Annotated in this window: 15 protein-coding genes; 12 read left to right on the top strand and 3 right to left on the bottom strand. The window is 49.7% G+C overall.

The features are described 5' to 3' along the window. Positions 1-120: 120 nt before the first annotated feature. The 3 genes from Q8M98_05240 to Q8M98_05230 form a co-directional block, all read right to left on the bottom strand. Positions 121-1,401 carry a terminase family protein gene (locus Q8M98_05240; protein MDP3114166.1) on the bottom strand — a complete coding sequence of 427 codons (1,281 nt, stop codon included), beginning with the start codon at positions 1,399-1,401 and terminating at the stop codon, positions 121-123. A 126-nt stretch (positions 1,402-1,527) separates the two neighbouring features. Then, the gene (locus Q8M98_05235) at positions 1,528-1,764 is read right to left on the bottom strand and encodes a hypothetical protein (protein ID MDP3114165.1); all 237 of its coding nucleotides are present in this window, start codon (positions 1,762-1,764) and stop codon (positions 1,528-1,530) included. 1 nt (position 1,765) lies between these two features. Continuing rightward, a complete protein-coding gene (locus tag Q8M98_05230) occupies positions 1,766-2,356 on the bottom strand; it encodes a hypothetical protein (GenBank protein MDP3114164.1) in 591 nt (196 codons plus the stop codon). Positions 2,357-2,477: 121 nt separating this feature from the next. Between Q8M98_05230 and Q8M98_05225 the strand changes: the two genes are divergently transcribed. From Q8M98_05225 to Q8M98_05170, 12 genes are all read left to right on the top strand, one after another. Further along, positions 2,478-3,158, top strand: a complete 681-nt coding sequence (locus tag Q8M98_05225) for an XkdF-like putative serine protease domain-containing protein (protein ID MDP3114163.1) — start codon at positions 2,478-2,480, stop codon at positions 3,156-3,158. 12 nt (positions 3,159-3,170) lie between these two features. Continuing rightward, the gene (locus Q8M98_05220; protein MDP3114162.1) at positions 3,171-4,055 is read left to right on the top strand and encodes a hypothetical protein; all 885 of its coding nucleotides are present in this window, start codon (positions 3,171-3,173) and stop codon (positions 4,053-4,055) included. A gap of 155 nt (positions 4,056-4,210) precedes the next feature. Further along, positions 4,211-4,630, top strand: coding sequence for a hypothetical protein (locus Q8M98_05215; GenBank protein ID MDP3114161.1), 420 nt, complete (start codon positions 4,211-4,213; stop codon positions 4,628-4,630). A gap of 114 nt (positions 4,631-4,744) precedes the next feature. Then, positions 4,745-5,128, top strand: coding sequence for a hypothetical protein (locus tag Q8M98_05210; GenBank protein ID MDP3114160.1), 384 nt, complete (start codon positions 4,745-4,747; stop codon positions 5,126-5,128). Between the two features lie 49 nt (positions 5,129-5,177). Next, positions 5,178-5,630: a hypothetical protein gene (locus Q8M98_05205; protein MDP3114159.1), complete on the top strand. Its 453-nt coding sequence runs from the start codon at positions 5,178-5,180 to the stop codon at positions 5,628-5,630. 9 nt (positions 5,631-5,639) lie between these two features. After that, positions 5,640-6,353, top strand: coding sequence for a hypothetical protein (locus tag Q8M98_05200; GenBank protein MDP3114158.1), 714 nt, complete (start codon positions 5,640-5,642; stop codon positions 6,351-6,353). Positions 6,354-6,497: 144 nt separating this feature from the next. Continuing rightward, entirely contained in the window at positions 6,498-6,899 is a 402-nt protein-coding gene (locus Q8M98_05195; GenBank protein MDP3114157.1) for a hypothetical protein, read from the top strand. A gap of 34 nt (positions 6,900-6,933) precedes the next feature. Further along, positions 6,934-7,239 carry a hypothetical protein gene (locus tag Q8M98_05190; GenBank protein MDP3114156.1) on the top strand — a complete coding sequence of 102 codons (306 nt, stop codon included), beginning with the start codon at positions 6,934-6,936 and terminating at the stop codon, positions 7,237-7,239. Between the two features lie 188 nt (positions 7,240-7,427). Next, on the top strand, positions 7,428-7,757 hold the full coding sequence (locus Q8M98_05185; protein ID MDP3114155.1) for a hypothetical protein: 330 nt from the start codon (positions 7,428-7,430) through the stop codon (positions 7,755-7,757). A gap of 396 nt (positions 7,758-8,153) precedes the next feature. After that, on the top strand, positions 8,154-10,940 hold the full coding sequence (locus Q8M98_05180; protein MDP3114154.1) for a hypothetical protein: 2,787 nt from the start codon (positions 8,154-8,156) through the stop codon (positions 10,938-10,940). A gap of 285 nt (positions 10,941-11,225) precedes the next feature. Continuing rightward, positions 11,226-11,363, top strand: a complete 138-nt coding sequence (locus Q8M98_05175; GenBank protein MDP3114153.1) for a hypothetical protein — start codon at positions 11,226-11,228, stop codon at positions 11,361-11,363. A 43-nt stretch (positions 11,364-11,406) separates the two neighbouring features. After that, positions 11,407-12,106, top strand: a 700-nt coding sequence (locus Q8M98_05170) for a hypothetical protein (GenBank protein ID MDP3114152.1), incomplete at its 3' end; no start/stop codon positions are given.

Here is a 12,106-nt window from a genome sequence, read left to right as displayed (position 1 = left end):
TTCTCAATTCTCAATTCTCAATTCTCAATTCTCAATTCTCAATTCTCAATTCTCAATTCTCAATTCTCAATTCTCAATTCTCAATTCTCAATTCTCAATTCTCAATTCTCAATTCTCTCACTAAAACATCCCCACATAATCGATCACTCGGCTATTGCTGCTCAGATCACATGCTATTGCCAGCGCCCAAAACTTATCCGCATGATGTGTCTTATCTTCCGTGTCGTAGCTGAATATATTCGTCTTGTTCGCACTGCGCTTCACGCTCAATATCTGCTGGATCAATCCCGAATGATTCGGAATCCGGATCCGCCGCTCTTCAAACAGACGCTTCAGCAGCTTTGCCAAACGCTCTTTCACCGCCGGCGCAAAGTTATAGCCGCGCACCAGGCTCGGATACATGGACTGGATATCCTCATGCAGATTCATCCCGATCCCACCCCGATCGATGCCCATCGCCGCACTATGTGGAAGTCCGCAGACTATCGATAAATGCTCTTTCTGATTCCCAAAGCTCTGACGCTTAAGCTCGCGGATATTGCGCACTTCGACCGGGCTGTCGCCGCGCCGCGAAACTCCCACGATTGCCGTCTCGTCCTTGGTACGCCCTATATCCACCCCCCAATAACGATCGATCAGGCAGCCTTCTGAATCCAGCCCGTTACCCAGGTCGGTCTCCCGTTGATATTCTCCAGCGCTCCATTTTACTTCTCGCAAGCTCAGATCGATGCAAGGCTCGATCAGATCGTAAGCAATATAGCTGTCGCTCGTGTCTAATGGGATGCACTCATAAGCCTGGGCAAATTCCTCCGGAGAAAACAGCTCCCGCAGCTCCTCGATCTTCACCGGGAAACCCGCGGACACCGCATCGTGAATCGTTACGTTGTGTTTGCTGAAGCTGTTGCTCTTTTCCCATAATTGCCAAAACTTGTCAATCCGGCTCTTAGGCGTGCTCACAACGCTGATCCGACCTCCGACTGCCGTCACACTCGGCACCAGCGCCGTCCACATCTTGCTGTCTTGAAGCGTAAATGCAAATTCATCAAACCAGATATCGCCGTTGAACCCGCGTGCTGTGCGCCAGTTGGTCGCAAGAAACCTGATCTTCTTACCATTGAAAAACTTGATCTTATCCGCCGTGTCGGTCTCGACCGGAATCCCCATTGCTTCAAGATGTTCACGCACATAATCGCCGATGATCGTCGCATTATCCAAGCTGCTCGAGATCACCAATTGATTCCGCTCACGCAGCAGCGCCCCGATTATGATATCTATCCCCAGCACAAAGCTAAAGCCGATCTGACGGCTCTTATTCACGATCCGAAAACGGCTCTTGTCCCCCAACCATTTCTTCTGATATGAATACAGCGTCCTTTTGATATAGCTTGCTAAGCTATCCACATATTTATCCCGATCTAACATAGCTCAATTCTCAATTCTCAATTCTCAATTCTCAATTCTCAATTCTCAATTCTCAATTCTCTTCCCGCTTAGGACGCCGCTTGGGCGGCAGCCTGCCATCGTTCATCAGGTTGTTTTCGATTTCAACCACCAGCTATCCGACTTCTCGTCAATCATCTTGCTCAAGCGATCCATCAGTTGATCCAATAGCTTTGTGTTGCAGACAGAGCAGTTGATCTTGATCTCTTCCAATTCCTTGTCATGCTCTTCCAGCTTGACATAAGCCTTTTTCAACATCCAGCTGATCACCCCGATCAGCGTCCCCAATACCAATAAAAGCACACTACTCAATATATTTTCCATACTAATCACTCTCCACTAACTTCCGTATCCGCCAACCAAGCTGCTCCACTAACTTCGTATAGCCGGGCGCACTCGCAAATCTACCTCCTCGCGGACGCGTAAAATCATGCTTCACCATGCTTGCCAGGCTCACATAACCGCCTGCTTCTTCCTGCCGGTTATATTCCCGCGACATCAGTTTGCAATAGCGTTCGATCCCTGCTTCCCAGCTAATTTGCGTTTCATTGGCGCCACTATCCACATTCCCCACGTTATAGATATTCTTCGTCTTACGACTACGCACCGCCGCAGGATTCACACCAAAGTGGCATTCCACCACGCCTTGCGCCAACGCCAAAATCATATCTACCTTGTATTTCAGGCAATACCGGCGAATCCAGCAAGCGATGCACTCCACGCACCAATCTGTTCCCGGGATGATCGCCTTTTTACCCCAAATACCGATGCTGAAATACCGCACCACCTTTTCCATCTGTGCTAAACTAAGTTCAAACATTGTCTTCTCCTTTTTCCTTTTCTCTGTCAATAGCAGTGGAATGCCTGCGTCCTCGCTGGAAGGGCTTTCCACCTTTCCACCTTTTTTCTTTGCCATTGTTTCCCGTCATCTACTTTTGTGCAGATCTGCACAAATACATTTGACACGCCTTCCGTCTGCTTTCTGCTTGTCTCAATAACTCTCGAAACAACATAAACTAAATAAGGAGATTTTAACAATGGCTAAACTTACAAAACTCGAAGTCAGCTTCATCAGCCTCGTGGATAAACCGGCAAACAAAAAAGACATCGTCTATAAGTGCCGCGACCGCTTCAACAAGGAGCGCATCATTAAAATCGAAAAAATCAATGATGAAGGCTTGGTCATGGGAACCGTTTACGAACCGAACGTGAAAGATACCGATGGCGACTGGGCTGACCCCGAAACCATCAAAAAAGCAGCGCACGACTTCATGCGTTCAGGCAAAAACTTCAATGTGGACGCCGATCACTCCAAAAAGCCCATCGGCGCCGCCGTCGTGGAATCGCACCTCGACACAGCCGGCGCATGGCGCGTCGCTATCCAAATGGACCCCGAATCTGAGACCTTCCAAAAGGTCAAAAAAGGCGAATACAAAGGACTCTCCATGATGGCGCTCGTCCAAAAAGAAGAGGCCGAACCTCCCGTAGCGAAGGATTCCAGCGAAGGCGAGAATCCAGCCCTTGATGCCAAAATCGAAGAGCTTGCCTCAAAAATCGAAAAACAGGCTAAAACCATCAACGACATGCTGCTCGTTATGAAAGCTATACCCAAATCCCGTCAGCTCGTCATCGACAACGACGGTAAAGTCACCATCAACAAAAATGAACTCACCGACGATATTCCCTTCGCCGAGTTCGATTTTGCCAATCTCAAATAAAGGAGTTTCACAATGCCAATGAAAGAAGGTCTCAAACCCACCGGGCTACTCAGCCCAAAATCTACCGATAAGTTTCTCGACCTCGTCATCCTAAATACGCCCATCCTCCAAGCCGTGACCCCCGCAAAGGTCTCCGAAGCCGTCGCCACCTATCCCACCGTCGCCGCCGCTCTATACAAAACACGCGGCTTCACCACAGCACACTCCGGCGCCGGAAGACAGGGAGTCGCTACTCTCACAAATTTGACCGGCACGGACGTCTCTTATTCTCTCAAGGAACTCGTCCTCGCCCTCGTGATCCAAGACTCCTATGTCGAAGATATGGATACCGACCCCGAAAAGATCGCCGAACTCATCGCCAAGGTCTATGCCAAAGACCTCCAGTATCTCATCATCAACGGCGATGTCACCGAAACCGGAACCACCGATCAGCTGACCGTGCGCAAAATACTCAACGGCATTGTCAAGCAACTCACCGACAACTCGCTTACCTGCCCATGGGCAGCAGGTGACACCACCATCATCAAAAAACTCGGCAAGCTCGTCGCCGGCGCCCCGGATGACGTCATTGCCAATCCAAATACCAAAATCTTCCTCGCTCCCACAGACTATACTTTGCTCTGGGATGATGTCATGACGAACAACAAGACCGTCGCAATCCGCGATGGACGCGTCTGGTTCCGTGGGCTGGAAATCATCGATCAACCGCTGTTACCGGCAAACAGACCAATCGTCGGCGATATGACCAATTTCCTCGTCCCCATGGGGCGTGAAATCATGATCGAAGCTCAGCGCTACCCCGAAGCGCGCGGCTTCAAATGCGTCCTCTCTTCCCGCATCGATGTCAACCAATACCCCAACGCCAATCTGCGTATCCTCGCAGCCACCGCCACATAATGCAAAAGCCCTGGGACGACGCCCATGGAATGCCGACCTCCCGGTCGGCAAGTCCCGCACCCCCTCCCCGCCCATGGAATGCCGACCTCCCGGTCGGCAAGTCCCGCACCCCCTCCCCGCCCGGCAATCACATTTACACCTCCTAAAGAGCTACCATGATTGATTGGCTTTCCTCGGTCAAATCTCTCATCTCGCTCGCTGATGATGTACCGGACGAGCGCTTAACCGCGCTCGTCCCCATCGGCACCGCCGACCTCACCGCCATGATCGGCGCTACGCTGGCTAATACCTTGCACCATGATGAAAACAGCCACTATATCCTTGCCGTTTCGCAATTCCTCGTCAGCCGCCTCATCCTTGCCCTCCGCGAACTCAGCCCCAAACTGTCCATCCCCGACACCGGCGGTTCCGGTATCCAGTGGGGTGATGGAACGATACGCCCCGCCACCGGCGACGCACTTATCACAATCAGCTCTCATTGGCGCGCACTCGCGATGGAAACCGCCAAATTCATCCTCAAAGAATACGCCTCTGACGTGCCCGACACCGATCCCATCGGCTGGTACGATGTCTAAATGGAACGCCTGCCCATGGAATGCCGACGTCCCCGTCGGCAAGGCTCGCCGATCTCCTGATCAGCAAATCCTCCATAACGCCGGCGTCCCCTTTGACCTTCTCCGGTAACCACCATGACCATCATCGAAGCTCAAGACCTCGTTACAAATAAACTCCAGATAGCCTTGAATAGTTACAGATTACTCTTCCTCGATAATATCGTCATCCTGCCGGCAGCTTTCCCCTTCTGCGCTATCGATCCCGTTGAGTCCGTTACTGCCGTCTATGCCGGTGGCTCTATGCCGCCCGAAAGGCATGTCTTTGATATCTATCTGGTCGAGTCCATCGCAAATCATCGTAATTCTATCCGGGATACCCGTATCCGTGTCGCTAAAATAATTTCTGCCATCCTCGGGATACCCCGCTTTTATGCCAAAAATAACGTCCACTACGGCGAAGACGTCGTCGGCTCTGCCCGCGTCTGCTTTGCCCGTGTGTCCATCACATACCCCGTGTAGCGCATGATTCCAATCATGCGTATCCACCAATAAAAAATAAGGAGCTATCATGCCCATCAAAAACTTCGACAAAGTCTATTACCGCACCGCCGCCACGCCCATCACCACCATCGCTTTCTCAGGCGCCACGCCTTCCGGCTGGACCGCTCTGCCCGCCGCCGCACTCATCGATACTGCCAAAATCGACCTCGACAAGGATGTCGTCACCGAGCTGAATGACGGCTCTTCCTTCATCGGAAGCGAAAAAGGCACCGCCGAAGTGAGCTTGATCAATTTCGCCGCCACTGATTATGGCACCATCCGCTCCGCATTGATCAACAACCTCGTCGATCTCATCCTGATCGATTCCGACAACAAATCTCCAGCTTATTGCCTCTGGGCGTCTCGCCTATATCCCAAATTCTCCGCCGGCGATGGCGAACCTAAAATCACCCTCTCAGCCGATAAAAAACGCTCCGCAGGCGCCACCTCCGCCGCTGTCACCATCATCCCCGTTACATAAGAGCTTGACGTGCTTAGTTTCCCCAATGTCTATCTCCATTTGTTCAACGGTGATTACATCAGCTTCCCAAATTGGTTTACCGAGAATATTCTGGCGAATTGCTTTTTGCTCGATATACCAAAACTATCCCCAAGTATCATTATCGATCAGGACAAAAAGGATGACTATTGTGATGGCACCTCCGGCGTCGCCAGTGAAAAACTCAACCTCGAGCTGGCATCTTTCCGCTGCGATCCGGCATACCTCGCTGCTTTGAGGCTGTTTCACAATGCCAATACCGATGTCATACTAATGGATCCGGCAAGTCCGCCTAACACCATCCTCATCAGCAATATTCGCATCTCCGTTCTTGTTATCGCCGAAAATAAGGAAACCGCCATCATCAAAATCACTGCTACGCGCTTCTTCTCCCCCGAACAACCCTTGGATTATGTCATTTGTATGGGCAGCGATATGGGCATCGGCATTATCAGCGGGACCGTCTATGATGTCAATGGCACAACCCCGCTTCCAGGCGTTACCGTCTCCACCAATTTCGGCACACACAATGATATCACCGATAGCTTCGGGCGATACAACCTCGCCCTCGACGGCGGAACTCTCCCCAGCCCCATCACCTACACCTTGCTCCTCACAAAAACTGGGAAAACCTTCCCTACCGGGCAAACCGTCCAACTGGTTAAACAAAATGAAGTCAAAAGAAACTTCTCCGCCCTCACCTAACACCCCGGAATGCCTGCCCATGGAATGCCTGCGTCCCCGCAGGCAAGGCGTGCCGACCTCATTCTCAATTCTCAATTCTCAATTCTCAATTCTCAATTCTCAATTCTCAATTAGCAGTAATTCTCAAAAAAAAGGAGTCTAAACATGAAACCCATTTATCTATTCCTCACCCTACTCTTCCTCTTGAGCGTCACCACACTTATCGCAAATGTGACCTTGCCAGATGCCAAACCAAATATCTGGAACTACCTTTCACCTCTGATTATTCTCATTGTCTCGCCGATCCTTATCCGGCTCTTCAAAAAAATCGGCATTGATATCTCCGCCTCAGTTCTTGAGCCTATTCTACTCAAAATCATTGAAATCATCAGTAACGTAGAAGAAAAACACGCCGAAAAACCCGGCTCTCAAAAAAAACGCTTAGCCTTGATCAGCGCCAGAAGTGTGCTCTCTAAACATGAAATTAATATCCTGACCCGAACCTTCGGCTCGCTCGACACCGCCATCCAAGCAGCTTTCGAAAAATCCCACTTCGCCAATAAATGAACTCCTTGCACATAGAATGTAACGCTGGATTAAAATGAAAACCATCATCAAAGACATCTCGACTTTCGTGACAAATTCCATTAGACTTATTATACCTATTTTTGATGATGGAATCCCATTTGATCTAACTCAATACCGGATTAAATTCGTGAGCGCCGGGCATGAGTGGGACGTTCAAATATCGACGAACAACACTATTCTGATCGATATCCCCCGCGATTTTTTCAATACCGCGGGGGTGTTTCCTTATTACATTACAATCGAAAAAAGTGACCAGCTGTTCACTGTCGTTGTCGGAAAGATAATTATTATGCCTACTCCCCCCCTAGAATCACCATGATGACGCTTCTCAATTCTCAATTCTCAATTCTCAATTCTCAATTCTCAATTAGCAGTAATTCTCAATTCTCAATTCCCAATTCTCAATTAGCAGTAATTCTCAATTCTCAATTCTCAATTCTCAATTCTCAATTAGCAGTAATTCTCAATTCTCAATTCTCAATAATAGAACTCAATAAAGGAGCATAAATGAAACCCATCACCACCATCGAATCCGTCTCTCTCGCATGGGACGTCCTCCAGAAAGCCAACCTACATCACTTCATAGATGGAGGGCTGCTCTATGCCGTCCAAAAGCTCGCCGATGTCTCCATCAACATCTCAGACATCATCTCAGACCTCCTCACACACGGTGTCCTAATCGAGTTTCTTGCCACCATCACCGGCTCGCCTGTCTATATCGACAACGACAACAAACAAATCCCTTGGAGCAAAATCGATATGGCTATCGCAGGAGGCATCATCTCCGATTTTTTTACCAATTCAACCGCCGTCTTCAAAGCGCTCAAGTTTTTATAAATGAAAATCGTATTCTGCTCGGCAAAGAGGATTCCCCGCTCATCGTCTCCTCCGGATGTCTCCATAACCCATTTCTCAAAATCTTATGGATCCTCTCAAAATCCCATCCCGACCATGCCCGCCTACCCCTCGACCACGCCTTTGCTTTCCTCATCTACGACGCCGAAGAAGCCACCCGTTTCAAAACCGAACACCCCTCACATTAACCCCCGGAATGCCAGCTTATGGAATGCCGACCTCCCGGTCGGCAAATCCGCTTTCCCATCATCTCTGCTTTTCTCTGTGTTAAAAAAGCCCCTTCCATCATGGAATGCCGACCTCCCGGTCGGCAAATCCGCTTTCCCATCATCTCTGCTTTTCTCTGTGTTAAAAAGCCCCTTCTCTCCGCGGTAAACCATGGACATAATTAAACTCTCCATTAACACCGACCTCAAAAAAAATCCCATTCTTGACAACCTGCTCAAGCAGCTCGGCGTCTCTCACAACGTCACCCTAAACACCGCCTCCGCAAATCGCGCCGTCTCATCCCTCGGAGAACACATCAAATCCACTTTCTCCGGCGTTACCGAAGGACTCATGAAAGCCAATCTCGCACTCGGCGGCGCCTCACGCATCTTCCAAATCTTCAAATCCGTCGGAAACTTCTTCATCCAGCCCGCTAACGAAATAGAGCAGCTTCGCATCAGGCTCGTCTCACTCTATCAGGACACTAACCGCGCCAATGAAGCCTTCGAAAAATTCCGCGATATCGCCACCCGTACGCCCGCTACTCTACAGCAAGTCGTCGAAGCCGGCGCATCCCTAAAAGCCTTCGGACTCAATGCCGAAGATACCCTCGAATCAGTCTCCGACCTCGCCGCTTATATGGGTATGGACGTCGTCGAAGCCGCCGCCGCCGTCGGACGTGCCTTCGCCGGCGGTGTTGGCGCCGCCGATGTCCTCCGCGAAAGAGGTGTCCTCCAGCTCATCAAATCCTTCAAAGGCATCGATGATCTCACCAAACTCACCCTCCCCGAATTCCGCAATGCGCTCCTCGAATCTCTCTCCGACCCCGCCGCAGGCATCGCAGGCTCCGCTGACCGTATCGCACAATCTTATGCCGGCGCAATGTCCAACCTTGACGACTCTTTCACTACGCTCAAAGCAAGCATGGGCAATAAACTCACCCCTGTCCTTGCTGAGTACGCCAACGGGCTTTCTGCTATTATGAAAAACCTGACCGGAACGGGATCAAACCTACAAATCACTGCCCGAAAAGCAATCGAACAAAAAACCACCTTCGAGTCTCTCATCATCACCTACGAAAGCCTGCACAAGAAACAAAACCGCTCTGTGACCGATAACCAGCTCTATAAAAACGCCATCGACCAACTCCTCAAACTATACCCAAACTACTTCCAAAATATCGACCTCGAAAAAGGTAAATGGAACGACATCTCAACCGCAATTGACTCCGCTCGTTCTAAACTACAAGAATATATGAACCTCCAAATTCAGCAGTCCATCACAAAAGACTTCGAAGAAGATATCATCAAAAAAAGAACTAAGATCATCAAGCTAACGGAAGAACTGAATAAACTGCAAGCTATGATCAAGACCAAGCAGGTTAAACTTTCGACTACTTATATGCAGCATTCCGCCGGAGAGATCACCTATGCCCAACAAATAGACATCCTCAAAAACCAGATCGCAAAGCTGAATGTGCAGGAAACAGAGCTTAATAAACAGCTCACACAACGCCTCAAAACCACCCAAGACCTCTATAATGTCACGCCACCCAAAGATATCGACGAAACCGGTGGAGGTGGAGGTGGTGGTGGAGGTGGTGGTGGCACCGCTGCAAAAACCGCCAAAGACCTCGAAAAAAAAGCGCTCGCTGACCGACGAAAAGCATTAAATGAACTTATGACCCTCCTCCAATCAGAAACCAAAGCGATTGAAAGAGAATATGGCAGACGTGTCAGCCTCGTCATCGCTGCCTTCAAAGATGATACCGCAACCCAGGAATATTATATCAATATTTTGCAGGACTGGAGATCTCAAAAACTACAGGAGATTGCCGATAAAGAACTGGAAATTGAACGGAAAAAACAAGAAGAGCTTGCCAACCTCCAAAAAGCCGCCAAAGCTGACCTCCTCAGCCGCTACAACACCGAAATCGAACGCCTCGCAAATCTCAAAACCATCGGCGCTCTCAACTACTCCGAGCTTAAAGCTACCATGCAGAAATATGTCCTCGAAATCAAAGACGTCTTCGGCGCCTCCTCTGATGAATACAAAAACGCCCTCGACACTCTCCAAACCGCTCAACTGCGCATCTCCGAAACCCTCACAGATCAATGGAAAAAAGATAATAAAACATTCCTCGACGGATGGAATACCGTCACCTCTTCGGTCACCGCAGGATTCGACTCCGCCTGGGACACTATCCTCGATACTAATATGAAAGGCTCTACCCGCGCTAACCTCATCTGGCAATCTATGCGGGATAGCTTCGTCGGCTCCATCGGTGATATGACCTCAAACTTCATCAAAAATAAATTCATGGAACTCGCCATCGAGCTCACCGTCGAAAAGTCCAAGCAAGCCGCTATCCTCCAAACTATGGGTATCCAAAAATCTGCCTTCATCGCCGCCGTCGCCGGTGGAATCAAATCCGCCTTCGCAGGTCTCTTTACCGCCATCGCAAACGTCTGGAAATGGTGGACTTCGCTCATGCCCCCTTGGGCTGCCGTCCCCGCCGCTATCGCTACCGGTGGCTTAATGATCGCCGCTTTCAAAGGAATCAAAAAATCGCTCGGCTTTGCCTCTGGTGGATACATCAACGCTCATGGCGGACCCACGCAAGACAACGTCCCCATCATGGCATCAAACGGTGAATACATCGTCAATGCCCGCTCCGTCGCAATACCCGGTATCCGCTCCCTACTCGAAAATATCAACCGACTCCGCTCCCCAGCTCTCGCCTATGCCACACAAGGTCATTACGCCGCCGGAGGATACGTCTCAGAGAGAATAAATTCCACTTCCTTATCTAACCTCACCTCTGACCTTATCGCCGAAGTCCGCGCCCTCCGCTCCGATGTCTATAAAGCTCAGCCCACCATCATCAACAACGCTCCAAACCCCATCGACATCCACAAAATGTCCGAAACCGGCAGAAAACTCTACAAAGGATACTAAACGAAAGTACCCAAATTTCCAAACCTGTAACTTCCGCACATTAAACACTTTACAAATCTGTCCAGTTTTCCTTGTCCAAAACCCAAACCCCTAACTACCCTACATACCAAATATATACAAGTTTCCAGTTTTCCTTGTCCAAAACTGTCCAGTTTTCCTTGTCCAAAACTACCCCAAATACCCACTTTTTCTATGACAAGGAAAACTGGAAACCCAAACCCACATCTCCTTTAATTGCAACCCCTTAACTAATACCTATTCCAAAAACCCCATTTCCAGTTTTCCTTGTCCCCCCACAACTGTTTAAAAACCATTCCCTTCCGCAGTATCGGCATGCTGCGCTACGGCAGAGACTTCCTCAAAGAAAAGAAAATGCTTGACTGTTTCCCAACCAACTGCAATACTGCCCATCAGACGATTTAGCTCTGATTCCGGCGTCCTGAAATGCCGAAATATAGGAGGAATGATGATAAGAGCCTTGTTGACGCTGGTTTTGGCAGTGCTGAGCATCTCCGCGTATGCCGGAGTAAATCTGCAGTCGGTCACATCCACAGATGCGGGCGCCGGCTTGAACCGGATCGCGATAAAACTATCGGAAGAAACCCCGCACACCCTGCAAACCGATTTCTCCGGCAATATCTTACGCATACGCTTGCAAAACGTGGACGATCTTGGCGGAAGCCCATCATTTCCCCGCTTGAGCAAAATCATCGACCGCGTCGATGTCTATCGTGAAGGAACCACAGCCGTGATCGAGATCAAGACCATGAAGCCGATCCAATATGAATACTCGATGCAAAACAAGCAGCTTCTCATCAATCTCGGCACCGGAGCAAATATCCCAATTCCTGGTTCCTCCCGCGTGAAAAGATATCGCGCCAGAGCCGGCATTCAAACGCCTCTTCCCATCCCGGAAACGGAAATCGAACCCTCCGCCCCAAGCGACAGCGCTGCAAGCGATTCTTTAATCACAAAACCCATAACCGTTGCTGAAAAATACCCAAAGCCCAATCCTTTGCTCGCGTTTTTGCTCACGCATCGCGATCCGCTGCTGCTGATTCTGATCGGGCTGATCCTGCTGTTGGTCATCATTCGTTTCATTCGCTATTTTTCAAAGCGGAGCTTGAACCGACCGGAAAAAGAACCCGCAGGCGGGTCTCTGCTAT

The sequence above is a fragment of the Candidatus Cloacimonadaceae bacterium genome (assembly GCA_030693415.1).
Taxonomy (GTDB): Bacteria; Cloacimonadota; Cloacimonadia; order Cloacimonadales; family Cloacimonadaceae; genus JAUYAR01.
Note: the sequence above shows the minus strand (reverse complement) of the source record. Positions and strands in the feature narration are given on the sequence as shown.

Excerpts from the sequence above, each read along its gene's own strand:
- Q8M98_05235 (MDP3114165.1), bottom strand. The coding sequence starts at position 1,764 with ATGGAAAATATATTGAGTAGTGTGCTTTTATTGGTATTGGGGACGCTG.
- Q8M98_05230 (MDP3114164.1), bottom strand. The coding sequence starts at position 2,356 with ATGGCAAAGAAAAAAGGTGGAAAGGTGGAAAGCCCTTCCAGCGAGGAC.
- Q8M98_05225 (MDP3114163.1), top strand. The coding sequence starts at position 2,478 with ATGGCTAAACTTACAAAACTCGAAGTCAGCTTCATCAGCCTCGTGGAT.
- Q8M98_05220 (MDP3114162.1), top strand. The coding sequence starts at position 3,171 with ATGCCAATGAAAGAAGGTCTCAAACCCACCGGGCTACTCAGCCCAAAA.
- Q8M98_05215 (MDP3114161.1), top strand. The coding sequence starts at position 4,211 with ATGATTGATTGGCTTTCCTCGGTCAAATCTCTCATCTCGCTCGCTGAT.
- Q8M98_05210 (MDP3114160.1), top strand. The coding sequence starts at position 4,745 with ATGACCATCATCGAAGCTCAAGACCTCGTTACAAATAAACTCCAGATA.
- Q8M98_05205 (MDP3114159.1), top strand. The coding sequence starts at position 5,178 with ATGCCCATCAAAAACTTCGACAAAGTCTATTACCGCACCGCCGCCACG.
- Q8M98_05195 (MDP3114157.1), top strand. The coding sequence starts at position 6,498 with ATGAAACCCATTTATCTATTCCTCACCCTACTCTTCCTCTTGAGCGTC.
- Q8M98_05190 (MDP3114156.1), top strand. The coding sequence starts at position 6,934 with ATGAAAACCATCATCAAAGACATCTCGACTTTCGTGACAAATTCCATT.
- Q8M98_05185 (MDP3114155.1), top strand. The coding sequence starts at position 7,428 with ATGAAACCCATCACCACCATCGAATCCGTCTCTCTCGCATGGGACGTC.
- Q8M98_05180 (MDP3114154.1), top strand. The coding sequence starts at position 8,154 with ATGGACATAATTAAACTCTCCATTAACACCGACCTCAAAAAAAATCCC.